The organism is Leucobacter sp. Ag1 (assembly GCF_000980875.1).
Classification (GTDB): Bacteria; Actinomycetota; Actinomycetes; order Actinomycetales; family Microbacteriaceae; genus Leucobacter; species Leucobacter iarius.
In genome coordinates, this window is record NZ_LAYO01000080.1 from 1 (window position 1) to 23,175 (window position 23,175).

21 protein-coding genes are annotated in these 23,175 nt (G+C 71.7%); 12 read left to right on the plus strand and 9 right to left on the minus strand.

All coding sequences use genetic code 11. The features are described from left to right. Positions 1–293: 293 nt before the first annotated feature. Complete coding sequence (locus XM48_RS16835; RefSeq protein WP_052961297.1) at positions 294–1,442, minus strand: hypothetical protein; 1,149 nt, start codon at positions 1,440–1,442, stop codon at positions 294–296. A 6-nt stretch (positions 1,443–1,448) separates the two neighbouring features. Between XM48_RS16835 and XM48_RS04675 the strand changes: the two genes are divergently transcribed. Together XM48_RS04675 and XM48_RS04680 are read left to right on the plus strand one after the other, a co-directional pair. Then, a complete protein-coding gene (locus XM48_RS04675; RefSeq protein WP_046454638.1) occupies positions 1,449–2,282 on the plus strand; it encodes a hypothetical protein in 834 nt (277 codons plus the stop codon). Then, entirely contained in the window at positions 2,279–3,319 is a 1,041-nt protein-coding gene (locus tag XM48_RS04680; RefSeq protein WP_046454639.1) for an HAD-IIA family hydrolase, read from the plus strand. The genes XM48_RS04675 and XM48_RS04680 overlap by 4 nt, the downstream gene beginning before the upstream one ends. 114 nt (positions 3,320–3,433) lie before the next feature. On the opposite strand, the gene XM48_RS04685 is transcribed toward XM48_RS04680, so the two are convergent. Both XM48_RS04685 and XM48_RS04690 read right to left on the minus strand, forming a co-directional pair. After that, positions 3,434–4,717, minus strand: a complete 1,284-nt coding sequence (locus XM48_RS04685; protein WP_084820992.1) for an Nramp family divalent metal transporter — start codon at positions 4,715–4,717, stop codon at positions 3,434–3,436. Positions 4,718–4,812: 95 nt separating this feature from the next. After that, entirely contained in the window at positions 4,813–5,493 is a 681-nt protein-coding gene (locus XM48_RS04690; protein WP_046454640.1) for a metal-dependent transcriptional regulator, read from the minus strand. Positions 5,494–5,535: 42 nt separating this feature from the next. On the opposite strand from XM48_RS04690, the gene XM48_RS04695 reads away from it, so the two are divergent. The 8 genes from XM48_RS04695 (at position 5,536) to XM48_RS04730 (ending at position 14,039) form a co-directional block, all read left to right on the plus strand. Then, complete coding sequence (locus tag XM48_RS04695; RefSeq protein WP_046454641.1) at positions 5,536–5,721, plus strand: hypothetical protein; 186 nt, start codon at positions 5,536–5,538, stop codon at positions 5,719–5,721. Beyond that, positions 5,714–6,559 carry a TlyA family RNA methyltransferase gene (locus tag XM48_RS04700; RefSeq protein WP_046454642.1) on the plus strand — a complete coding sequence of 282 codons (846 nt, stop codon included), beginning with the start codon at positions 5,714–5,716 and terminating at the stop codon, positions 6,557–6,559. The genes XM48_RS04695 and XM48_RS04700 overlap by 8 nt, the downstream gene beginning before the upstream one ends. Before the next feature lie 35 nt (positions 6,560–6,594). After that, complete coding sequence (locus XM48_RS04705) at positions 6,595–7,515, plus strand: NAD kinase (protein WP_046454643.1); 921 nt, start codon at positions 6,595–6,597, stop codon at positions 7,513–7,515. Further along, a complete protein-coding gene (gene recN, locus XM48_RS04710; RefSeq protein WP_046454644.1) occupies positions 7,512–9,200 on the plus strand; it encodes a DNA repair protein RecN in 1,689 nt (562 codons plus the stop codon). The genes XM48_RS04705 and recN overlap by 4 nt, the downstream gene beginning before the upstream one ends. Positions 9,201–9,237: 37 nt before the next feature. Further along, complete coding sequence (locus tag XM48_RS04715; RefSeq protein ID WP_046454645.1) at positions 9,238–10,509, plus strand: AI-2E family transporter; 1,272 nt, start codon at positions 9,238–9,240, stop codon at positions 10,507–10,509. 104 nt (positions 10,510–10,613) lie between these two features. After that, positions 10,614–12,302 (plus strand): CTP synthase, encoded by a 1,689-nt coding sequence (locus XM48_RS04720; RefSeq protein ID WP_046454646.1) that lies wholly within the window; start codon positions 10,614–10,616, stop codon positions 12,300–12,302. A gap of 28 nt (positions 12,303–12,330) precedes the next feature. Next, the gene (locus XM48_RS04725; RefSeq protein WP_046454667.1) at positions 12,331–12,990 is read left to right on the plus strand and encodes an NUDIX hydrolase; all 660 of its coding nucleotides are present in this window, start codon (positions 12,331–12,333) and stop codon (positions 12,988–12,990) included. Then, entirely contained in the window at positions 12,987–14,039 is a 1,053-nt protein-coding gene (locus XM48_RS04730) for a site-specific tyrosine recombinase XerD (RefSeq protein WP_046454647.1), read from the plus strand. Before XM48_RS04725 ends, XM48_RS04730 begins: the two co-directional genes overlap by 4 nt. A gap of 209 nt (positions 14,040–14,248) precedes the next feature. Here XM48_RS04730 and XM48_RS04735 read toward each other — a convergent pair whose 3' ends face one another. From XM48_RS04735 to XM48_RS04745, 3 genes are read right to left on the minus strand one after another with little or no spacing between them, the layout of a single operon-like run. After that, positions 14,249–15,154 carry a sensor histidine kinase KdpD gene (locus XM48_RS04735; protein ID WP_052961298.1) on the minus strand — a complete coding sequence of 302 codons (906 nt, stop codon included), beginning with the start codon at positions 15,152–15,154 and terminating at the stop codon, positions 14,249–14,251. Further along, the gene (locus XM48_RS04740; RefSeq protein ID WP_231580803.1) at positions 15,151–15,867 is read right to left on the minus strand and encodes a response regulator transcription factor; all 717 of its coding nucleotides are present in this window, start codon (positions 15,865–15,867) and stop codon (positions 15,151–15,153) included. Before XM48_RS04740 ends, XM48_RS04735 begins: the two co-directional genes overlap by 4 nt. An 11-nt stretch (positions 15,868–15,878) precedes the next feature. Next, positions 15,879–16,475, minus strand: coding sequence for a DUF3060 domain-containing protein (locus tag XM48_RS04745; protein ID WP_046454648.1), 597 nt, complete (start codon positions 16,473–16,475; stop codon positions 15,879–15,881). A gap of 305 nt (positions 16,476–16,780) precedes the next feature. Here XM48_RS04745 and XM48_RS16840 point away from each other — a divergent pair, with 305 nt between their 5' ends. Next, positions 16,781–18,820 carry an Ig-like domain-containing protein gene (locus tag XM48_RS16840; RefSeq protein WP_197074144.1) on the plus strand — a complete coding sequence of 680 codons (2,040 nt, stop codon included), beginning with the start codon at positions 16,781–16,783 and terminating at the stop codon, positions 18,818–18,820. A 41-nt stretch (positions 18,821–18,861) separates the two neighbouring features. Continuing rightward, positions 18,862–19,797 carry a helix-turn-helix domain-containing protein gene (locus XM48_RS04755; RefSeq protein WP_046454649.1) on the plus strand — a complete coding sequence of 312 codons (936 nt, stop codon included), beginning with the start codon at positions 18,862–18,864 and terminating at the stop codon, positions 19,795–19,797. Positions 19,798–19,828: 31 nt separating this feature from the next. On the opposite strand, the gene XM48_RS04760 is transcribed toward XM48_RS04755, so the two are convergent. The 3 genes from XM48_RS04760 to XM48_RS04770 are packed head-to-tail and all read right to left on the minus strand — an operon-like array spanning position 19,829 to position 23,082. Next, positions 19,829–20,449: an NADPH-dependent F420 reductase gene (locus XM48_RS04760; protein ID WP_046454650.1), complete on the minus strand. Its 621-nt coding sequence runs from the start codon at positions 20,447–20,449 to the stop codon at positions 19,829–19,831. Continuing rightward, complete coding sequence (locus XM48_RS04765; protein WP_046454651.1) at positions 20,446–21,663, minus strand: FAD-dependent monooxygenase; 1,218 nt, start codon at positions 21,661–21,663, stop codon at positions 20,446–20,448. The genes XM48_RS04760 and XM48_RS04765 overlap by 4 nt, the downstream gene beginning before the upstream one ends. Positions 21,664–21,702: 39 nt before the next feature. Next, a complete protein-coding gene (locus XM48_RS04770; RefSeq protein WP_084820995.1) occupies positions 21,703–23,082 on the minus strand; it encodes an MFS transporter in 1,380 nt (459 codons plus the stop codon). Positions 23,083–23,175: the final 93 nt, after the last annotated feature.

Below are 23,175 nucleotides of genomic sequence, written 5' to 3' on the forward strand. Positions count from 1 at the left end.
GGCTGCCCGGACTCGACGTGCAGATCGTCGCGTTCCCGCAGTTCGGCCTGCTCACGAACCCGGGCAATGAGGAGGCCGTTCAGAAGGAGACACCAGCGATGGTGCCCCCTTCTGGGCGGCCTTTTCTATTATTGGCGCGTGGATGGCACGCGCAGGCACGAGGAGGCCACATGAGCAACGACCGCAACAACGACAGCGGCGACCGTCGAAACGACGGAGACCGGGGCAACCGCGGCGACCGCAACGGCCGGCGCGACTTCGGGTCCCGCGACTTCGGCTCGCGTGGCTCCTCCTCAGACAACCGCGGCGGGTACCGCGGCCCCAAGCGCGGCGACGGCCCGCAGGGCGGAAGCCGCAGCGGAGACCGCTTCAGTGACCGACCCGCACCGCGCCAGGACCGCCACGGCCGAGACGACCGCGGAGACCGCGGCGATCGCCCCCGCTACGACGGCGCGGCGCGCAAGCCCTTCCGCGACGACGACCGCCGCCCCCGCCGCGACGATCGCGCGCAGGGGGATCGGAGCTACGGCGACCGCCCCCGCCGCGACGACCGTCCCCAGGGCGACCGCCCCTTCCGCAGCAACGACCGCTTCCAGGGCGACCGTCCCCGTCGTGACGACCGTCCGCAGGGGGATCGTCCGTTCCGCGAGGACCGCCCGCGTCGCGACTTCGGGGACCGCCCGCGCCGTGACGACCGTTCCACCGGTGATCGTCCGCGTCGAGATGACCGCCCGCAGGGCGACCGCCCCTTCCGGGATGATCGTCCCCGTCGCGACTTCGGCGACCGTCCCCGCCGCGACGACCGTTCGCAGGGCGCCCGTCCGTTCCGCGACGACCGACCGCGCCGCGACGATCGTTCGCAGGGCGATCGTCCGTTCCGCGACGACCGCCCGCGTCGTGATGACCGTCCGCACGGTGACCGCCCGCGCCGCGACGACCGGGGCCAGGGGGAACGTTCCTTCCGGGATGATCGTCCCCGTCGTGATTTCGGCGACCGTCCTCGCCGTGACGATCGTTCGCAGGGCGATCGTCCGTTCCGCGACGACCGACCGCGTCGTGATGACCGTTCGTACGGTGACCGCCCGCGTCGCGACGACGGACCCCGTCGTGATTTCGGCGACGGTCCCGGCCGCGATGACCGCCCGCAGGGGGATCGCCCGTTCCGCGGTGATCGCCCGCGTCGCGACGACCGCGGATCGAACGACCGCTTCGACAACGCCCGCGGACGCGGCGGCACCCGCGGTGGCGGGCGCAGCGACCGCGGCGGTGCGGAGCGCGAGTTCACCGAGGCCGAGCGCCTGCAGCACTCGCTGCGTCCCGTCCGCGCCGAGCACGACGACCCCATCATCCCGGACGACATCCGTCCGAACGACCTCCACCCCGCCGCGCGCAACGAGCTCAAGACCCTCCAGGTCGAGCTGCAGGAGCGCGTCGCACGGCACCTCGCCATGGTGGCGCTCCTGATCGACACCGATCCCGCGCTCGCCCACGAGCACGCGCTCTCGGCCAGCCGCCGCGCCGGTCGGATCCCCGTGACCCGCGAGACCCTCGCGATCACGGCGTACCGCAACGGAGACTTCGGACTGGCCCTGCGCGAGCTCCGCACCTACCGGCGGCTCACCGGATCCGACGCGCACCTCGCGCTCATGATCGACTGCGAGCGCGGCCTCGGCCGTCCGCAGAAGGCGCTCGAAACCGGCCTCGAGGCCAAGGACGCCGAGCTCGACATGGAGCAGCGCGTGCACGTCGCCATCGCCATGTCGGGTGCGCGGCTCGACCTCGGCCAGACCCAGCAGGCCCTCTTCGAGCTCGAGATCCCCGAACTGGACCCGAAGCGCGCGTACTCCTGGAGCCCCGACCTGTTCGGTGCCTACGCGACCGTGCTCGAGGACCTCGGTCGCGAGGCCGAGGCCGCCAAGTGGTGGGCCAACGCCGAGCGCGCGGCCGGCGCACTCGATGATCACTTCGGCGCCCGCGACGAACTCGAGGTCTTCGAGGTGTTCGAGCACGACTACGTCGAGTCCGACGACGCGGATTCGACCGACGAGGCCGCTTCCGACGAGGCGACTTCCGACGAGGCCGCTTCCGACGCAGAGGCGTCCGAGGAGGACGCGCCGGAGGTCGCCGAGGCTGAGGCCGCACCTGCAGCCGACGCCGACGCCGATCGCATCGCGGATGCGGACGCGCCTGCCGACGCCCCCGAGGTCGAGGATGAGGTGCCCGCCGCCGAGGACGCAGCCGACGCGGCAGTCGAGCAGCCCGGGGCGGAGCCGAAGCAGTGAGTCTCTTCGGGCGCCGCGCGGCGGCCACGGGTCCCGCGCCGATCGAGGGACGCGAGCTGCTGCTCGCCGACCTCGACGGCGTGGTCTACCGCGGCGAGGGCGCGATCCCCGGAGCGGTCGAAGCCCTGAACCGAGGTGCCGCGCAGGTCCCGCTCGGGTACATCACCAACAACGCCGCCCGCACCGACGAGGCCGTGGCGGAGCACCTGCAGCGCCTCGGCCTGAACGCCGAAGCACGCGAGATCGTGACCTCCCCGCAGGCCGCCGTCGCACTGCTGCAGCGCACCGTCGCACCCGGCTCGCGGGTGCTCGTGGTCGGCGGTGAGGGCATCGAGCGCGAGCTCGAGCGCGCCGGGTTCGAGATGACGCGCAGCGCCGACGACCGGCCGGACGCCGTGATCCAGGGCTTCGCCCCGCACGTCGGCTGGGAGCACCTCGCCGAAGCCGCGTTCGCGCTCGCCGAGGAACCCGGTCGCGAGCCGATCCCGTGGATCGCGACGAACACCGACTGGACGATCCCCGTCGCCCGCGGCCTCGCGCCCGGCAACGGCACCCTCGTCTCGGCAGTGCACACCGCGGTCCAGCGCCTCCCCGTGTTCGCGGGCAAGCCCGAGACGCCGATTTTCGAGACCGCGTTCGAGCGGTTCGGGACCCGCAACGCGCTGATGATCGGCGACCGCCTCGACACCGACATGGCCGGAGCTCAGGCCGCGGGGATCCCCTCGCTGCACGTGCTCACGGGCGTCGACCGGCCCAAGCAGCTGGTCGCCGCCACGCAGAACATGCGCCCCGACTTCATCGTCGCGAGCCTCGACGAGATGTTCGAGCCGTACCCCGAGACGCGCACGCTGAAGGACGGCACCGTCGTCGTCGGCGACGCGAAGGTGCGCATGAGCGCGCACGTCGCCGAGGTCGTCTCCGAGGGCACCGACCCGCTGAACCTGCTGCGCGCCGGCTGCGCGGCGATCTGGGCCTCCGGGCTCGCGATCTACGGGCTGAAGGTGCCCGAGGTCCTGTACGCCGACCACTGGCGCTGACCGCGCCGACGGAACAGCCGTCACCGGCGCTGCGAACCGACACTACGAGGCCCGGTGGGGTCGATCCTCGGATCGGCTCCACCGGGCCTCGCTGCGTTTCCGGGCGGTGTCGGGCTAGGCCTGCCCGGTCGCGGTGAGCACGACGAGCAGCACGTTGAGCGCGACGATCGCGACGGTGATGAGGATCGCGACCACCTGCAGGGGGACGCGGTTCGAGAAGCCGCCCATGTCGGACTTCCGGCTCGTGAGCCAGACGAGCGGGATCAGCGCGAACGGGATGCCGAGCGAGAGGGCCACCTGGCTCACGATGAGCGAGAGCGTGGGATCGATGTTCAGGCCGAGCACCAGCAGCGCGGGGATGAGCGTGATCGCGCGGCGCAGCAGCAGCGGGACGCGGATGTTGATGAGTCCGGCCATGATGTCGGCGCCCGCGTAGGCGCCGACCGAGGTCGAAGCGAGGCCGGACGCGAGCAGGCCGATGCCGAAGATCACGCCGATGGCGGGGCCGAGGTGGGCGCTGATCGCGGCCGCGGCGCCGTCGATGGTGTCCGTGCCGTCGACGCCGGGAAGCGCGGACGCGGCGAGCAGCAGCATCGCGATGTTGACGCCGCCGGCCACGACGAGCGCGAGCGCGACGTCCCAGCGGGTGGCGCGGAGGAGACGACGCACGACGCTCGGGTTCTCGGAGGTGCCGTGGCGATCGCGGGACAGCGTGGAGTGCACGTAGATGGCGTGGGGCATGACGGTGGCGCCCAGCATGCTCGCGGCGAGCAGCACCGTCTCGGGGCCCTGGAATCGGGGGACCATGCCGCTCGCGACCCCGCCCCAGTCGAGCGGGCTGAAGAACAGTCCCGCGACGAAGCCGACGGTGATGATGGTGAGCAGCGCGAGGATCACCAGTTCGAAGCGGCGCTGGCCTCGGCCCTGGATCGCGAGGATCGCGAGCGACACGATGCCGACGATGACGCCGCCCACGAGCAGCGGGGTGTCGAACAGGATCTTGAGGGCGAGCGCACCGCCGACGACCTCGGCGAGGTCGGTCGCGATCACCACGACCTCGGCCTGCAGCCAGTACAGCACCCGGCCGGCCTTCGGCATGCGTTCGCCGAGCAGCTCGGCGAGGCTCTTGCCGGTGACGAGGCCGAGCTTCGCCGAGAGGTACTGGACGACGACCGCCATGGCGTTCGCGACCACGAGGACCCAGATGAGGAGATAGCCGTACTTGGCGCCCGCGGTCAGATTGGCCGCGACGTTGCCGGGATCGACGTAGGCGATGGCGGCGACGAACGCGGGTCCGAGCAATCGGAGCAGGCCTCGTTCGGGGCGGGCGGTCGTGGTCACTGCGGGAACCTCCGGATCGGTCGACGGCCGACGCTGATCGCCGGGTGCTACGACCATACGCGAGATCAAACTACGTCGCAACGTAGTTTCATTCTCGGGTGCAACGAAAAGCCCCGCGAACGGCGTGTTCGCGGGGCTCCGAGGTGATCGTTCTAGTCGGTGAGCACGGTGGCCCAGACGGAATCGAGGGCGACCTGTCCGAGCGGGAACGATTCGGCGGCACCCGCGATCGCCACCTCGACGGCGCCGGAGAACGGCGCCCCGGCGCGCAGCTCGATCTCGGTGCCGATGCCGATGCCGTGATCCGCGAAGAACTGCAGGAGCGCCGGATCCTCGTCGGAGATCCGCTCGATGCGTGCCCGGCTCCCGGCGGTGAGCGTGCTCAGCAGCACGGCGTCGGGCAGCTCGAGCGTGCCGTCGGCCGCGGGGATCGGGTCGCCGTGCGGGTCGCGGGAGGGGTGCCCGAGGTGGACGTCGATGCGGTCGACGAGGAAGTCGGAGACCGCGTGCTCGAGCGCCTCCGCCTCGTCGTGGACCTGATCCCAGCGGTAGCCGAGCACCTGCACGAGGAAGGTCTCGATCAGCCGGTGTCTGCGGACCATGGCGAGCGCGAGTTCGCGGCCCTCGTCCGTGAGCGAGATGGAGCCGTATCGGGCGTGGTCGATCAGTCCGAGGTCGGCCAGTCGGCGGACCGCGTCGGACGCGCTGGAGAGCTTGACTCCCGCCTTCGCCGCGAGGGTCGACGGGGTCACGGGGGCGTCCGACCACTCCTGCAGGCTCCAGATCGCCTTGAGATAGTTCTGGTTGCTGGCCGAGAGCGTGGAGACGGACATGCCTCGAAGGGTATCAACTCGGGGCAGCGGTACGCTTGGTCCATGAGTCCCGAGGAGATCCCCGAGCCGGTCCCGGAGCTCGCGAGCGCGGGCGACGACGGCCTGCTCGATCGCGCGGCGCTCGTCGAGGCGCAGCCGCTCGCGCAGCGCGCGGCCGGCTTCGACCAGATCGCGGAGGAGCTGCTGGCCGAGCTGCAGCGCAGCGACCACGAGGGCGCCGGTGGCTGAGCGCGACGCGAGCAGCGCGGTCTGGCAGGGTTCCGCCGAACGTCTCGATCGGGTGCTCCCCGAACTCGGCCTGGTCCGCTCCCGGAGCCGTGCGGCCGAGCTGATCGCGTCCGGGGAGGTGCGGGTCGATGGCCGCGTCGCGACGAAGGCCGGCGCGCGCGTCGCCGCCGGAGCGACGATCGTGGTCTCGGGGACCGACCGGTACGTCAGCCGCGGCGCGCACAAGCTCATCGCGGGTCTCGACGGCTTCGGGATCGCGGCCGCGGATCGCCTCGCCCTCGACCTCGGTGCGTCGACGGGCGGCTTCACGCAGGTGCTGCTCGAACGGGGCGCTCGCGAAGTGCTCGCGGTCGACGTGGGGCACGACCAGCTCGTGCCCGAGCTGCGCGAGGATCCGCGCGTGCGCGTGGTGGAGGGCTGCAACGCCCGCGAGCTCACCGCCGCGGGTCTCGCCGCCGACACGGGCGTCGCCGAGGCGCCGACGCTCGTGGTCGCCGACCTGTCGTTCATCTCGCTCACCCTGATCCTGCCGGCGATCGCCCGGGTCGCGGCGCCGCGCGCGGAGCTGATCCTGCTGATCAAGCCGCAGTTCGAGGTCGGCCGTACCGGGATCCGCGAGGGGATCGTGGTGGATCCGGCGCTGCGCGCCGAAGCGATCCGTACGGTTCTGGGATCGGCGGCCGAGAACGGCTTCGCGGTGCGGGGCCTCGCACCCTCGCCGATCGCCGGTTCGCACGGCAACCGGGAATTCCTCGTGCATCTCTCGCGCGGCGGAGACGCGGATCCGACAGAATGGGAAGCACGGATCGCCGAGCTCGTCCCGGAATCCACCGACTGACCGGAGCGCACCGGGAACCCCCGACAGGAGGCGACATGAGCCGAGCCGACGCGGCCGAGCGCCGCATGCTCGTGGTCTCGCACACCGCGAAGCGCGAAGCCATCGAAGCGACGATCGACGTGGTGTCCGCGCTGCGCGCCGCCGGGGTCACCCCGGTGATGGCCCCCGAGGATCGCATCGAGTTCGCGCCCCATCTGCCGCTCGACCGCACGGCGGAGCTGGGCGTCAACGCCGAGGTCTCGGCGCTCGAGATCGCCATCGTGCTGGGGGGCGACGGCACGATCCTGCGCGCGGCCGAGCTGGTGCGCGAGTCCGACTGCCCGATCGTGGGCGTCAACCTGGGCCACGTCGGATTCCTCGCCGAGATGGAGCGCCACGACCTCGCCTCCACCGTCGAGCAGGTGCTCGCGGGGGACTACACGGTCGAGGAGCGCGTGACGCTGGAAGTCCGCGCCACGCTCGACGGGGCGGTCATCGCCGAGACCTGGGCGGTCAACGAGGCCAGCGTCGAGAAGCGCCAGCGCATGCTCGAGGTCGCCGTCGGCGTGGACGGCCTCCCGCTCTCCTCCTTCGGCTGCGACGGCGTCGTGCTCGCCACGCCCACGGGATCCACCGCGTACGCGTTCTCCGCGGGCGGCCCGGTCGTCTGGCCAGGGGTGCAGGCCATGCTCCTGGTCCCGATCGCGGCGCACGCGCTCTTCAACCGGCCGCTCGTCGTCGGGCCCGACTCGGTCCTCTCGGTCGAGATCCTGCCGCAGAGCGTCGGCGAGGGCGTGCTCTGGTGCGACGGACGCCGCCGTTCGGAGCTGCCGTCGGGGTCCGTCGTCGAGGTGCGGCGCTCGGCTCGGCCCGTGCGCCTCGCGCGGCTCGACGAGGCCGTCTTCACCGACCGCCTCGTCAACAAGTTCAACCTGCCGGTCACGGGCTGGCGCGGACGCAGCGGAGGCGAAGCGTGATCGAGGAGCTCAGGATCCGCGACCTCGGGGTGATCGGCGACGCGACGCTCGCGCTCGGCCCGGGGTTCACCGCGATCACCGGCGAGACCGGTGCGGGCAAGACGATGGTGGTGAGCGCACTGGGCCTGCTCATGGGCGGGCGCAGCGACGCGGGCGCGGTCCGATCCGGCGCGAGTCAGGCGCGGGTGAGCGGCCTGGTGCGCACCGCAGATGCCGACGTGGTCGAACTCGTCGAGGAGGTCGGCGGCGACGTCGAGGAGGGCGAGCTCGTCCTCACCCGGACGGTCAGCTCCGAGGGGCGCAGCCGCGCCAGCGTCGGGGGAGCCGCGGCTCCGGTCGGTGCGCTCGGGCGTCTCGCCGATCGGCTGTTCGCCGTGCACGGCCAGTCCGAACAGCTGCGCCTGCGCAGCCGGTCGGCGCAGCGCGAGACCCTCGACCGCTTCGGCGGGGCCGAGGTCGCCGCAGCGCTCACCGCCTACCGGAAGCTGCACGAGGAGCGCGCCGCGCGTTCGGCGGAGCTCGCCGAGCTGCGCGCCGCGCACGACGCCCGAGCGGCCGAAGCGGTCCGCTTGCGCGAAGATCTGGACGAGATCGCGGCGCTCGACCCGCAGCTCGGCGAGGACGACGAGATCCGCACCCGGATCGAGCGGCTCAGCAACCTCGAGGCGCTGCGCGCCGCGAGCAGCGCGGCGGCGCGGGCCGTGGCGGGCGACGGCGACGACCCCTACGAGCGCGACGCGACGGGCCTCATCACCGAGGCCCAGCAGGAGCTCGAGCGGGTGGCCGCGCACGACGAACGGCTGGCCGCCGTGCTCGAGACGCTGCGCGGCATCGGATTCCAGCTCGCCGACGCGACGCGCGAGCTCGGCGGCTACCTGAGCGACCTCGACGAGGACGGCCCGGGCGAGCTCGAGCAGGCCAACGAGCGGCTGTCGGCGCTGAACGCCGTGATCCGCCGATTCGGCGGCGGACTCGCCGAAGTGCTCGAGATCGCCGAGACCGGCGCGCTGCGCCTCGCGGAGCTCGACGGCGACGACGAGCGGGTCGACGAACTGGACGCGAGGCTCGCGGTGCTCGTCTCGGAGGAGCGGGCCGCTGCGGATCGCCTCTCCGAGCTGCGCCGCTCGGCGGCGGTAGAGCTCGGCGAACGCGTCTCCGCCGAGCTCCGGCACCTGGCGCTGCCCGACGCGGAGTTCGCGGCGCTCGTCGAACCGGGCGAGCTCGGGGGAGCGGGCGCGGACGAGGTGACGTTCCTGCTCCGCTCGCATCCCGGCGCCGAGCCCCGGCCGCTCGCGAAGGGCGCCTCCGGCGGAGAGCTCTCGCGCATCATGCTCGCGCTCGAAGTCGTGGTCGCCGCCACCGATCCCGTGCCGACCTTCGTGTTCGACGAGGTCGACGCCGGCGTCGGCGGTGCGGCGGCCATCGAGATCGGGCGACGGCTCGCCCGGCTCGCGCGCACCTCGCAGGTGATCGTCGTGACCCACCTGGCGCAGGTCGCCGCGTTCGCGAACAACCACCTCCAGGTCGTCAAGGATTCCTCCGGCGGGTTCACCGAGAGCAGCTGCCGCCGCCTCGACGGCGACGAGCGGCTCGGCGAGATGGCGCGTCTGCTCTCGGGGCTCTCGGACTCCTCGAGCGCGCTCGAGCACGCCGCCGAGCTCCTCCAGCTCGGGCGCGAGGCGTAGCCGTTCCGACGTCGGTGCCGGCTGCTACGCTCCCTGCATGAGCAAGATGCCCTGGCGGCGCAGCCGACCCGCGGATCGCCCGAGCGCCCCCAGCAGCGCGAGCGAAGCGGCCGAGCGCGCGCACCTGCTCGACTCCCATCCGCAGGTGGTGCACGCCGACATCGAGCAGATGGACGCCGAGACGCGCAAGATGTACCGCGACGCGCGCAACGCGGCGATCGAGACCCGCGAACAGGATGCGCGCGAGAAGCGGACCCGCGAGTTCGTGGTGCGCGCCCCGTTCCAGCTCGGCTTCGTCATCACCCTCGGTGTGCTCGCAGCGCTGCTGGTCGGCGCCATGGTCAGCGAGCTGACGACCATCATCATGTACGTGGTCGGCGCCCTGTTCATCGCGCTCGGCCTCGACCCCGTGGTGCGCTGGCTCGAGCGCAAGGGCATCAAGCGGCCGCTCGGCATCGGCATCGTCTTCGGCAGCTTCATCCTGATCATCGCCGGGATCTTCGCGCTCGTCATCCCGATGCTCTCCAACCAGGTCGCCCAGCTGGTGCGCAGTGCGCCGAGCTACTTCAACGAAATCCAGAACCAGCCGTGGTTCAAGGACTTCCACGCCCGCTTCGACGGACTCGTCGACCTCGACGGCCTGCTCAAGATGGGCCAGGACTTCGTCGCGAAGCCCGAGAACTGGGCCCAGTTCGCCGGCGGCGTCTGGCAGGCGAGCATCGGCATCGCCAACGGCATCACCGCCGCGATCATCGTCCTCATCCTCAGCCTCTACTTCCTCGCCTCGCTGCAAGCCATCAAGCGCGGGTTCTACACGCTCGTCCCGCGGTCGGGTCGCGCCAAGGTGATGGACATCACGGAGCAGGTCACCAAGTCCGTCGGCGGCTACGTCAACGGCATGGTGATCCTCGCGCTCATCAACGCCGTGCTCGGTTTCATCATGATGACCATCGTCGGGGTACCGTTCGCCGGCCTCGTCGCGGTCGGGGTCTTCTTCCTCGCGCTCATTCCGCTCGTCGGCTCGCTCATGGCGACCGTGCTCGTCGCCGCGGTCGCCCTGTTCAACTCGCCGGGCGCCGCGCTCGCCGCCGCGATCTACTACCTCATCTACATGCAGCTCGAGGCCTACCTCCTCACACCGCGCATCATGAACCGTGTGGTGTCCGTCCCGGGCTCCCTGGTGGTCATCGGCGCGCTCGCGGGCGGCACGCTGCTCGGCCTGCTGGGCGCGCTCATCTCGATCCCGGTCACCGCGATGGTGCTGATGATCGTGAAGCAGGTCTGGGTGCCGCGCCAGGAACTCCACTGATCCGCGGGCGCGATCCGCTCCCTGATTGGGATCGCGGGGTCCGCGCCCCCTCCGTGCCCGAATGACCGGCGGCGAGAGCCCCAACAGTGATAGGATCGAAGCCCGTGGGAGCAGAGCGAAGCACGACGGACACGACCAAGCACATCTTTGTCACGGGAGGTGTGGTCTCCTCGCTGGGCAAGGGACTCACCGCCGCCAGCCTGGGCAATCTGCTCACGGCTCGCGGACTCCACGTGGTTATGCAGAAACTGGATCCGTACCTCAACGTCGATCCGGGCACGATGAACCCCTTCCAGCACGGCGAGGTCTTCGTGACCGACGACGGTGCTGAGACGGACCTCGACATCGGGCACTACGAGCGTTTCCTGGGCATCAACCTGTCCCAGGCCGCCAACGTCACGACCGGTCAGATCTACTCGACCGTCATCGCCAAGGAGCGCCGCGGCGAGTACCTCGGCGACACGGTCCAGGTGATCCCGCACATCACCAACGAGATCAAGCGCCGCATGCGGCTGCAGTCCGAAGAGGATCCGCGTCCCGACGTGATCATCACCGAGGTGGGCGGCACCGTCGGCGACATCGAGTCGCAGCCGTTCCTCGAGTCGGCGCGCCAGGTGCGCCACGAGCTCGGCCGCAAGAACGTCTTCTTCGTGCACGTCTCGCTGGTCCCCTTCATGGGCGCCTCGGGCGAGCAGAAGACCAAGCCGACCCAGCACTCCGTCGCCGCGCTCCGCTCGATCGGCATCCAGCCCGACGCGCTCGTGCTGCGCAGCGACCGCCCGGTCACCGACGACAACCTGCGCAAGATCGCGCTGATGTGCGACGTCGACGAGGACGCGGTGGTCAACGCCATCGACGTGCCGAGCATCTACGACCTGCCCCGCCTGCTCAACGACCAGGGCCTCGACCGCACCATCATCGAGCACCTCGGTCTCGACGAGCGCGCCGGCGAGGTCGACTGGACGGACTGGCAGCCGGTGCTCGACGCGGTGCACCACCCGAAGGGCGAGGTCACCATCGCGCTCGTCGGCAAGTACATCGACCTGCCCGACGCCTACCTCTCGGTCACCGAGGCGCTGCGCGCCGGCGGCTTCGCGCACTCGACCAAGGTCAACATCCGCTGGGTGCCCTCCGACTCCTGCGAGACGCCCGAGGGCGCGCTCGAACAGCTCGGCGAGGCCGACGCGATCTGCGTGCCCGGCGGCTTCGGCGTGCGCGGCATCGAGGGCAAGCTCGGCGCGCTGCGCTTCGCCCGCGAGAACGCCATCCCCACGCTCGGCCTCTGCCTCGGCATGCAGTGCATGGTCATCGAGTACGCGCGCAACGTCGCCGGGCTCGAGGGTGCCTCGTCGACCGAGTTCGATCCCGAGACCCCGACCCCGGTCATCGCGACGATGGCCGAGCAGGTCGAGATCATCGACGGCGGCGATCTGGGCGGCACCATGCGCCTCGGGCTCTACGAAGCGGCCTTCTCCGAGGGATCGCTCGCGGCCGAGCTCTACGGTGCGTCGAGCGCCAGCGAGCGCCACCGCCACCGCTACGAGGTGAACAACCGCTACCGCGATCAGATCGGTGCGGCCGGCCTGTCGTTCTCGGGCACCAGCCCCGACGGCGAGCTCGTCGAGTACGTCGAGCTGCCGCGCGACGTGCACCCGTTCTACATCGCCACCCAGGCGCACCCCGAGCTGCGTTCGCGCCCGGGCACCCCGCACCCGCTGTTCGCCGGGCTCGCCGAGGCCGCGATCGCGCGTCGTGAGGCCGCCCGCCTGTTCGACGTCGAGGGTCGTGACTAGCGACCGCTCGAGCGAGGGGCTCGTCCGCGTGCCGGAAGGGCACGCCGACGAACCCCTCGCCGACGCCTACGCCGCCGACGTCGGAGTCGAATCCAGCGAACTGCTGACGCGCGGCCACATCTGGGACGTGCGCCGAGACCGCTTCGCCTACGGCGGATCCGTGCTCGAACGCGACTACGTCGACCATCCGGGGGCCGTCGCGGTCCTCGCGCTCGACGATCAGGAACGCGTGCTGCTCATCCGGCAGTACCGGCACCCCATCGCGCACCGCGACTGGGAGATCCCGGCCGGCCTCATGGACGTCGCCGGAGAATCCGGCCTCGCGGGCGCGCAGCGCGAGCTCGTCGAGGAAGCCGACCTCGAGGCCGCCCGCTGGGATCTGCTGCTCGACGTATGCACCACTCCCGGGGGCAACAGCGAGGCGATCCGCATCTTCCTCGCCCGCGGCCTCGCCCCGGTCGAGCACGACTACGTCCGCACCGACGAGGAAGCCGACATGCTGCGGCGCTGGGAACCCCTCGACACGGTGATCGATGCGGTGCTCGACGGGCGCGTGCAGAACGCGCTGACCACGAACGCCGTGCTGGCCGCGGCCGCGGCCCGCGCCCGCGGATGGAGTTCGCTGCGCCCGGCCGATAGCCCGTGGACGCGCCGGGAGCTCGTGCGCGGCGACCGCTCGAAAGCATGAACGGGGCGCTGCCCCCGCGGACGGGCGTCGAACGGTTCCTGCGCCACATCGCGATCGAACGCGGACTCGCGGAGCACACCCGCGCCGCGTACCGGCGCGACCTCGACGCCTATGCCGACTGGCTCGAGTCCCAGCGCATCGACGACCTCGGTCGGGTGACCCCGGAGACGCTCTCGGCGTACGTCGCCGAGCTCGGTGGCGCGCCGGCCCGGCCCGGCGGACCCGGCGGGACGGCCGAGACCGCAGCCGGGGGAACCCCGGTCACGACGCCCGAGCACCCCCAGCGCCTCGCCCCGAGCTCCATCACCCGGCGCATGTCGGTCGTGCGGGGGCTGCACCGCTTCCTCTTCGAAGAGGGCGCCCTCGACGAGAACGCCGGGGGAGCGCTCCGCGCCCCGAAACCGACGAAACGGCTGCCCAAGGCGCTGTCGATCGAACAGGTCGAAGCGCTGCTCGCCGCGACCGCCGGCGACGACCCCGTCGCGCTCCGAGATCGCGCCCTGCTCGAACTCCTGTACGCGAGCGGCGCGCGCGTCAGCGAGGTCACCTCCCTCGACCTCGACGACCTCCTCGCCGGAACCGGCGACGGCGGCGACGCCTGGACCGACCCGGTCGCGGCCCTCGGCGACGGCGGTTTCATCCGCGTCACCGGCAAAGGATCGAAGCAGCGGATCGTGCCCTACGGCCGATACGCCGGCCAGGCGCTCGCCGCCTACCTGGTGCGGGCCCGACCGGCGATGGTCGAACGGGGACGCGGCACGCCCGCACTGTTCGTCGGGCCGCGCGGCGCACGGCTCTCGCGGCAGAGCGCCTGGCTCGTGATCCGAGCCGCGGCGGAGCGCGCAGAACTCGACATCGAAGTCTCACCGCACTCCCTGCGGCACTCCTTCGCCACCCACCTGCTGGCCGGCGGAGCCGACGTGCGCACCGTGCAGGAACTGCTCGGACACGCGTCCGCCACCACCACCCAGATCTACACCCAGGTCACCGCCGACACCCTGCGGGAGCACTACCTCATGTCGCATCCGCGTGCGCGGATCCAGCGCTGATTCGGCGCCGTGGGCGCCGGTTCGCGTCGGCGGGTGAACGCTGGCGCGTTCCCCCTGGCCGTCGCGCATCCGCGTGCGCGGATCCAGCGCTGATTCGGCGCCGTGGGCGCCGGTTCGCGTCGGCGCGTGAACGCTGGCGCGTTCCCCCTGGCCGTCGCGCATCCGCGTGCGCGGATCCAGCGTTGATTCGGCGCCGTGGGCGCCGAGAACTAGGCGACCGGGATCCTGACGCGCACGCTCGTACCCGATCCCTCGCGGGAGCGCACGGCGACGTCGCCGCCGTGCCGCTCCGCGACGATCCGCACGAGCGACAGCCCCAGCCCGCTGCCCTCGACGCGACGTGCGCGGTCCCCGCGCCACAGCTCGTCCCAGACCCGGGCCTGCTCGGCCTCGGGAATGCCCCAGCCGGTGTCCGCGACCTCGACCACCACGAAACCGGAGTCCTCCGAACCTCGGATCTCGATGCGGGCGTCCGGATCCGAATACTTCGCCGCGTTGACCAGCAGATTGCGCACGGCGACCGCGAGCAGGTCCGCGTCGCCCGCGACGGACGGCAGCGGCCAGGGCGCGGCCGGGAGCTGCACGCGGATATCGCGGCGGGCGTCGCGCACCTCGAGATCCTCGGAGAACGCCGCGGTCTCATCGCGGACGACCGCGGCGAGATCCACCGGAACCCGTTCGATCGCGGAGGTCTCGAGCGCCGAGAGCGAGCGCAGCTCGCCGATCAGATTCGCGAGACGGCCCGCCTGGGCCGCGGCGACGTCGAGTGAGGGGGACGGATCCGGGTCGAGCTCGAGCGCGGCGCGGATCGCGGTCACCGGATTCTTGAGCTCGTGGTCGAGCCGGGCGACGAAGCGCCGGTGCGCCTCCCGCTCCTGCTGCGCACCCGCCGCGAAGCCCCGCTCCTCGCGAGCGCGGAGCACCGAGCGCACCCCGAGGCCCGCCCAGATGCATGCGGAGAGCAGCGCGCCCGCCACGACGAGAACGGTCGCGAGCGGGACCGTGACCTCGAACGAACCGTTCACCCGGGCCGCCACCACCGCGACGGCCCCGAGGCCGCCGAGCAGAAGGGGCGCACCGATCCCGATGAGCGACGCGATGCGAACGCGGCTCACCGCTGCACCACCCGACCGCAGAAGCGGTATCCCGCGCCGGGCACCGTCTCGATCCAGCGCGGACGCTGGGCGTCGTCGCCGAGCACGCGCCGGAGCTCCGCGACGCGATGGTCGACGGCCCGCGTCGTGACCGCGAACTCGAACCCCCAGAGCGCCGACAGCAGGTGCTCGCGCGTGTGCACCTCGTCGGGGTGCGCCATCAGATAGTCGAGCAGCGCGACCGCCTTGGGCGTGAGATCGACAGTCCGCCCGTCGACGCGGGTGCGGCGGCCGGAACGATCGAGCTCGAGCGAGTCGCTGAGCAGCAGGTTCGCGGCCGAGAGCGGCCGCCCGCCGATGGTGCGCCGCAGCACGGCGCGGATGCGCGATACGAGCTCCGACGGCAGGAACGGCTTGCCGAGGTAGTCGTCGGCTCCCTCGTCGAGGGCGGCGGCCCGCTCGGAGGCCTCGTCGACCTGCGTCAGCAGGATCACCGGCGTCCAGGTCTCGCTCTGCCGCAGACGGCGGACGAGGCCGCGGCCGTCGAGCCCGGGCATCAGCACGTCCGAGACCACGATGTCGGGGCGGCTCTCGGCGTGGCGCTCGAGCGCCTCCTCGCCGTCCGCCGCGACGACCACCTCGAAGCCGGCCCGTTCGAGGTACGGGCCGAGCGTCGAGGTGATCGCCTCCTCGTCGTCGACGAGGAGCACTCGGGGGCGCTGCGGATCGGGCACGGGAGCGGCGCTCAGCTCGCGGGGGCGAGCACGTTGCCGATGCCCGCGTCGGAGATGGCAGGGGAACCGGATTCCCACGCGACGGTGTTGCCGTTGCCGGTGACGTCGACCGCGTCGAGCCGCTTCGTGAACACGGTCACCCCCGTCCCGGTGACCTGCAGCTTCGCGACGTCGTTCGCGAGCACGGAGGCTCCGTTCGCCGATACCTTGACCGTCGCGCAGTTGCCGTCGATCGCGACCGTGGTGCCCACGTTGACCACCTCGACCGTGCCGCCGACGCAGCTGGCGTGCTTCTCGACCAGGGGTTCGAGCGTGGCGCGGGTGATCCCTTCGGAATCATCGGAGCCGCTCGTCCCGGTGGCACCCGATGCGCTGCCGGCCGCGCTCGCGGCGCCCTCGCTGGCCGCGGCGGAAGCCCCCTCGCTCGCGGAGGTCGACGGTGTCGAGGGGGTCTCGGAGCTGGAGGACGAGGGCGCGGGTTTCTCGGCATCGGACTGCGGCGTGAAGCCGATCCCGCACCCCGTGAGCCCCGCGGATACCGTGAGCAGCGCGGCGATCGCCGCGGTGGAACGGAGGATCGCGGTGCGTGCTGCGGTGATTTCGGTCATGTCGAACCCCTTTCGAATTCATACTCGCACACCGGTTCCGGCGTGCGTCGTCCGGAGCGATCCGAACGCTTCCCACGCTAGGAACCGAGAGGGACGCGGTGGTCGCGGCGATGTCGCAGCCCTGTCGCAGTTCTGCGACATCTTCCGCGCGGGGGGCTCGTCGCCCGATTCGCGCACGGAACGGCGGATGCGCGCAGGATCCGAACGTTTCCCGGCGTCACGATCGCTCGGAACCCCCACGCTGGGATTCGACGGATCGATTCGGTGCGCCGCGAAGCGGCGCACCGCGACACAGGGGGAGACACATGAGAGATCGGCGCACTCGGCGAGGGATCAGGGCCGGAGGCACGCTCGCCTGCGCGCTTGCGATGGTGGCCGCGGCGACGGTCTGGGCCGGGGCGGCGGCCCCGGCTCGGGCGGCGCAGCCCGCGCCTGTCGTGCTCACGAGTCCGGGAAGCCACGCGGTCGTCGTGCCCGCCGGGGCGAAGTCGGTGCGCGTGGTCGCTCAAGGCGGTTCCGGGGCGAAAGCCTATCCGCACGTGTCGCCCACGCCCGGCGCGGGCGCGCGGGTGCTCGCGGACCTGCCGGTCGTGCCGGGGGAGACGCTCGTCGCGGTGATCGGGGGGAACGCCGAAGGTTCGACCGGAGGGGCGAACGGTGGCGCCAGCGGCACCCGGCCCGAGGCATCGACCGTCGTCCACGGGGGTGGTGGCGGTGGAGCCACGGACCTGCGCCGCGGAGGCTCCGCGCTCGCCGACCGGGTGCTCGTCGCGGGCGGCGGAGGCGGTACCTCCGGTCTGGGCGGTACGAACGGTGGATCCGCGGGGGGCCTCACCGGGGCCGCCGGAACGACCGCAGGAGGGTGCACCGGCGATGCCGGGGGCGGAACGCCGACTGGCGGTGGAGTTCCGGGAGATCCCTGCATCGGCGCGATCGGGACCCCCGGTCTCCTCGGGTCCGGCGGCGCTCCGGGGTTCTACGACAGCACGAACAACATGGGCGGTGGTGGTGGCGGTGGCCTCTACGGCGGCGGAGGCGGGAGCCCGTGGGGCGGCGGCGGCGCAGGTTCCAGCTTCGCCGCCGCGAACGCGACGAACGTCTCGATGAGTGCCGGCCCGCTCGGGGCGACGCCATCGATGGAACTCGAGTTCACGTTTCAGCCGGCCAGCCGGATCGCGCTCGCGCTCTCGGCGGGTAACGTCGTCGCCGACGGGACGAGCACGGTCGCGGCGACCGCGACGGTCAGCGACGCCGACGGCAATCCGGTCGCGGGCGAGAACGTCGTGTTCGAGAGCAGCGACTCGGGACAGCGGGTCGGCGACACCGTTGACCACGGTGACGGAACCTACTCGGCCGAGATCCGCGCCTCCGCCCGCGTCGGACTGACGACCATCACCGCTCGCGATCTCTCCGCGGATCCCGCGATCGCGGCGACCGCCTCCCTGCGGCAGGGACCGGGATCCGTCACTGAGATCGGCGGCGAGATGATGCCCGACCGGCTCGTCGCCGACGGTACTTCCACCACGGGGATCGATCTGTACGCCTTCGACGCGTTCGGCCATCGGGTTCCCGGCCAACGGATCACGGTGGAGGCGAGCGACCCGGGAGTGGGGATCGGTGAGGTTCGTGACCGCGAAGACGGCAGCTACCGGGTCCGGATCACCGCGTCGAAGCGGGCCGGGGAGGTGCAGCTCACCGCGATCGACCGATCCGTCTCGCCGGAGGTGCGCAGAAGCTTCACGCTCACGCTGCTTCCAGGAGCTCCGGTTTCGGCCCGGCTGAGTCTCGACCCCGGCACGATCGTCGCCGACGGCAAGTCGTCCACGCGGTTCCGCGCGGACGTCAGCGATGCGAACGGAAACCCGGTTCCCGGACTCGAGCTCGATCTGCGGTCCAGCGACCGCGGCCAGCTCATCGGAGGGATCACCGAGACCGGTCCCGGCACATACGCCGCGACCGTGCGTTCCTCGACCGCCGCGGGACGCAGCACGCTGACGCTCTCGACAGCGCAGGAACCGGAGGAACCGGAGGCGCCGCTCGAGCGCGCCTCGGCTCTCGATACGCTGATCGCCGCACCTGACGCAGTACTCGGAACCGTCGAGCTCGTCCAGCGCGCTCCCGCGGTCGACCCGATCGACCCGACCGATCCCCAGGAGCCGACCGATCCGACGAAGCCGGTACCGCCGGGCCCGGGCGATGCGCCGGATCCGAGCACCGAGGGATCGGGACGGACTCTGGCGACCACCGGCGGTGCGTCAGAGCCGGGTACGGTGGCGCTCGCCGCCGTGCTCCTCGGACTCGGCGGCGGCACGATGCTCGTGCTCAGGAGACGAGTAGAGGCGTGAGCCGGCGCGGTCCGAGGGGTTCCGAAGCGTAGGCTCGGGGTGTGAACGAGCGCGCGCCGGAACGGACGGTGGACATCGAAGGGCTGCCCGAGCGCTTCATCGCGGATCTCGACGCGGCCGATATCGCGCGCGGCGGTGCGCGCCCGGTGGGCGGCGCGCTGCGGATGCACTCGCGCATGCGCACGTTCGGTGCGGTCGTGCTCCATGAGGTGTTCGGATCGCTGACGGAGTTCGAACGCCGGCCGCCGTGGCCGGGATCGCCGACGTGGGATCTGGTGTTCATCGACAGAGGAACGTTCGCGTACCTGAGTGAGGGGACCTGGAAACCGGCGTCCGGACGGCTCATGATCGGCCCGAGCGGGATACCGGGGCGCGTGCGGCTCGGTCAGGATTGCCGCTTCCTCATCGTGCGTGTGCCGAAGGTCCTGCTGCCCGCACCGAGTCGGCTCCGCGAGGAGGTCAGATTCGGGACGCACTTGACGCTGATCGAGGAATCCATGCGCGCCTTCGTCGCGCGGGCCGTGCGCAGCGAGAAGGAGATCGCCGAGGGCGAGAGCGCCGCGGTCGACCGGATCCTCGTCGAGATGGCCGGTGCGGTGCTGCTCGGACGGCTCGGCCGGGATCCGGTGCGGGCCTCGCCCCGCGCGGCCCTGCGCGAGCGAGCACTCGGCGAACTCGCCCGCAGAGCGGCCGATCCGTCCTTCGCTCCCGCGGATCTTGCCCGGGCGACCGGCGCATCGCTGCGGCATCTGCAGGGCGTCTTCGCCGAGGCCGGGATCTCCGTCGCGGGGGAACTGCGCCGGGCGCGCGCCGAGGCCGCGCATGCGCTGCTGCGGGACCCCGCCCACGACGGTCTCGATATGGAGACGGTCGCGGCCCGCGCCGGGTTCGGGTCGGCGCGGGCCATGCGGACGGCCCTCGAACGTCAGCTGGGCAGCGGCCCGCGTGCGCTCCGGTCCGGGAGGGATCGGCTTTGAGCATGCCGGGCGGTCGCGCCTCCCGTCCGCATCAGGGCAGCAGCGCGAAGCCGGTCTCGTACCGGGTCTTGCCGAGCGCGGCCATGATGATCTGCAGGAAGCCCATCGCCTCCAGTTCCCGCGCGCGCGTCAGCGGGCCGACGTCGATCGCGCGCATGCCCGCCGCCTCGACGAGCGCCGCGACCTGCTGTTTGGCGTCCGCGTAGTCCCCGGCGACGAGCACGGTCGTGGGCGTCGTGCCGTTCGTGCCGCTGACGAGCGTGTCGCCGAGGTTGACGTTGAAGGCCTTCACGACCGCCGCACCCTCGGGCAGCTGCTGGGCGAGCTCGGCCGCGGTCGAGGAATCGGCCGGGGACAGCAGCTCGTCGTACGTGCTGAAGTCGATGGGGTTGCTGATGTCGATCACGACCTTCTCGCCGAGCTGGTCCCGATAGCGCTCCAGGATCCCCGGGTACGCCGAGTAGGGGACCGCGAGCACGACGAGATCGCCGGTGAGTCGATCGCCCAGCGCGCCGTACGTGAAGCCGGGCCGTGCGGCGGATGCGCTCGCCGCGCTGCGCTTGACGATCTGGACCTCCGCGCCGGCGCGCACGGCGACCTCGGCGATCGCCGCGCCCATCTTGCCGCTGCCGATGATGCTGATGGTGGTCATGCGGGAATCCTCCGGAATCGGGTGAGCGCCTGCTCGGCGACTTTCTGGGCGTCGTAGTCGAACACCGCGCCGCGTCGGAAGTCGCGCCCGACGCGGATGTCGGCGTCGCGCTTCTCCAGGTTCGCGAACTCGTACTGGGCGTCGAACATGGCGCCGGCGCGGCGCGAGCCGTTCTGCAGGATCGCGGTGCGCTGCATGCGGACGGCGGCGTAGCGGCGGAAGGCCTCGGGGATGCCGTCGACCCCGTCGGCCGCGGCGAGGAAGGTCGCCAGCGCCATGCTGTCCTCGATCGCCTGGTTCACGCCCTGGCCCTGATGGGGCAGCATCGTGTGCGCCGCATCTCCGAGGAGCGTGATCGGACCGTTCGACCAGTTCGTGAGCGGCTCGTGGTCGAACAGGCCCCACCAGAAGGTCCGCTCGATGGCCGCGATGAAGCTCTGGAGGCGCGGATCCCAGCCGTCGCCCGCGAACTCGGCGGCGAGCTCGCTCACCTCGGCCGACCCGGACCACGGGCCGTTCAGCGGCCGGTCGCTCGGGATGCCTGCGACGAAGTTGAACAGCTTGCGCTGCTGCAGCGGGTAGCACATGAAGTGGCGGCTGTCGCCCATCCAGACCTGGCTGATCATGGGCCAGTCCTCGGGGAGGCGGGACGCGTCGACGACTCCGCGGTAGACGATGTAGCCGGAGTAGACGGGGTCGGGGTGCTGGTCGACGGACTTCCGCACCACCGAGTGGATGCCGTCGGCACCGATCACCGCGTCGAAGTCCTCCTCGACGCCGTTCTCGAACGCGAGACTGACGCCGGATCCGAGGGGCTCGACGGATTGCAGTCGATGCCCGAGCCGGATGCGTTCGGGATCGACCTCGGCTGCCAGGGCGCCGATGAGGTCCGGCCGGTACATGCCGATGTTCTGGTACCGCTTGGCGGAATCCTCCCAGGCGGCGTCGGTGACGAGGCCGCCCATCGCGTCCAGGTAGACGCCGTGCCCGTCGGGGACGGCCCCGAGCGAGCGGATCCGGTCGAGGACGCCGAGCGCATCGAGCACCCGCGCCGCGTTGGGGGCGACCGTGACGCCCGCGCCGACCTCGCCGAGCCGGCTCGCCTGCTCGAACACGGTGACGTCGACTCCGGCGATTCGGGTGAGCGCGATCGCGGCGGTGAGGCCGCCCATCCCGCCGCCGATGATCGCGACCCTGGTGGACTGACTTACCATTTCTGCTCCTTGACTGAATTGCGAGGCACGGACGGCGACCTAGCGCGCCGGTGCCGGTTCGAGCGCTTCCGCCCGCGCGGTGAACACGGTGGCCCCGGCGGCCTGCTTGGCCTCGTGGTCGGGACCGAGGGGGATGCCGCTCCGGTCCCGGAGGCAGAGGGTCGCCGCGCCGCCGATGAGGGAGGCGGCGAGGAGGTAGCCGGAGACGGCGGTCGTCGAACCCGTGGCCTCCAGGAGCATCTGCGCGATCATGGGCGCGAAGGCGCCGCCGAGGACCGCCCCGATCGCGTAGGTGATCGAGACGCCCGAGAACCGGATCGATGCCGGGAAGATCTCGGAGTACCACGCGGCCAGCGGGCCGTAGGTGAGGCCGAGCCCGATCGAGATGAGGACGAGCGCGGTGTAGAGCCCGGGCAGTCCGCCGTTGTCGACGAGCCAGAAGACGGGGAACACGACGAGCGCCTGCAGTGCGAAGCCGATGAGGAAGGTGCTGCGCCGGCCGATCCGGTCGGAGAGGATGCCCGCGACGAGCGTCGAGAGGAACCAGACGGCCGCGGCCGTCGCCGCCGCGACGAGCACCGCCGTGGTGTCGAGGCTCTGCACGTTGATCGCGTAGCTGTTGAGGAAGCCGCCGGTGGTCATGTAGCCGAGCGTGCCGTTGCCGGCGAAGACGAGCGCGGCGAGGAGCACGAGGTGCCAGTGCCGCTTGAACACCTCGACGATCGGAACGCTCGGCTGCGCGCCCCGCTCGGCGAGCTCCGCGAACACGGGGCTCTCCTCGACCGTGCGGCGGATCACGAAGCCGACGACGATGAGCACGACGCTCAGGAGGAACGGAACACGCCAGCCCCATTCGAGGTAGGCGGCGCCGGGGGAGACGACGCCGGTCATGAGCGCGGTCACGCCGGAGGCGAGGAGGAAACCGAGGGGCACCCCGAGCTGGGGCCAGGATCCCGCGCGGCCGCGGCGGTCCGCGGGAGCGTGCTCGACCGCCATGAGCACGGCTCCGCCCCACTCGCCGCCGGCGCTGAGGCCCTGGAGGATGCGGAGGAGCAGGAGGAGGACCGGTGCCGCGGTGCCGATCTGCGCATAGGTCGGCAGCAGGCCGACGAGGGTCGTCGCGGCACCCATGAGGACGAGCGTGAGGACGAGCATCGCCCGCCGCCCGAGGCGATCCCCGAAGTGCCCGGCGAGGAACGCGCCGAGCGGGCGGAAGAGGAACGAGATGCCGACCGTCGCGAAGGAGAGCAGCAGCCCGATCTCGTGCCCGGCCGGCTGGAAGAAGAGCTGCGCGAAGACGAGCCCGGCGCTCGTCGCGTAGATGAAGAAGTCGTACCACTCGATCGTGGTTCCGATGATCGTCGCGAAGGCGATCCGGCGTTGCGAGGTCTGCGCGCTCGCGGAGGCTGAAGAGGTCATCGAGGTCCCTAACGTCATTGTTGTCCCTGCGGGAGGGAGGGCTGCCATCCATCGTGATGCGCACGACTCTGCGTGTAAATCACGGTTCTTCGA

Excerpts from the sequence above, each read along its gene's own strand:
- XM48_RS04685 (WP_084820992.1), bottom strand. The coding sequence starts at position 4,717 with ATGGTCGTAGCACCCGGCGATCAGCGTCGGCCGTCGACCGATCCGGAG.
- XM48_RS04770 (WP_084820995.1), bottom strand. The coding sequence starts at position 23,082 with ATGACCTCTTCAGCCTCCGCGAGCGCGCAGACCTCGCAACGCCGGATC.
- XM48_RS04745 (WP_046454648.1), bottom strand. The coding sequence starts at position 16,475 with ATGACCGAAATCACCGCAGCACGCACCGCGATCCTCCGTTCCACCGCG.
- XM48_RS04705 (WP_046454643.1), top strand. The coding sequence starts at position 6,595 with ATGAGCCGAGCCGACGCGGCCGAGCGCCGCATGCTCGTGGTCTCGCAC.
- XM48_RS04760 (WP_046454650.1), bottom strand. The coding sequence starts at position 20,449 with ATGACCACCATCAGCATCATCGGCAGCGGCAAGATGGGCGCGGCGATC.
- XM48_RS04690 (WP_046454640.1), bottom strand. The coding sequence starts at position 5,493 with ATGTCCGTCTCCACGCTCTCGGCCAGCAACCAGAACTATCTCAAGGCG.
- XM48_RS04765 (WP_046454651.1), bottom strand. The coding sequence starts at position 21,663 with ATGGTAAGTCAGTCCACCAGGGTCGCGATCATCGGCGGCGGGATGGGC.
- XM48_RS04715 (WP_046454645.1), top strand. The coding sequence starts at position 9,238 with ATGAGCAAGATGCCCTGGCGGCGCAGCCGACCCGCGGATCGCCCGAGC.
- XM48_RS04695 (WP_046454641.1), top strand. The coding sequence starts at position 5,536 with ATGAGTCCCGAGGAGATCCCCGAGCCGGTCCCGGAGCTCGCGAGCGCG.
- XM48_RS16840 (WP_197074144.1), top strand. The coding sequence starts at position 16,781 with ATGAGAGATCGGCGCACTCGGCGAGGGATCAGGGCCGGAGGCACGCTC.
- XM48_RS04675 (WP_046454638.1), top strand. The coding sequence starts at position 1,449 with ATGGTGGCGCTCCTGATCGACACCGATCCCGCGCTCGCCCACGAGCAC.
- XM48_RS04730 (WP_046454647.1), top strand. The coding sequence starts at position 12,987 with ATGAACGGGGCGCTGCCCCCGCGGACGGGCGTCGAACGGTTCCTGCGC.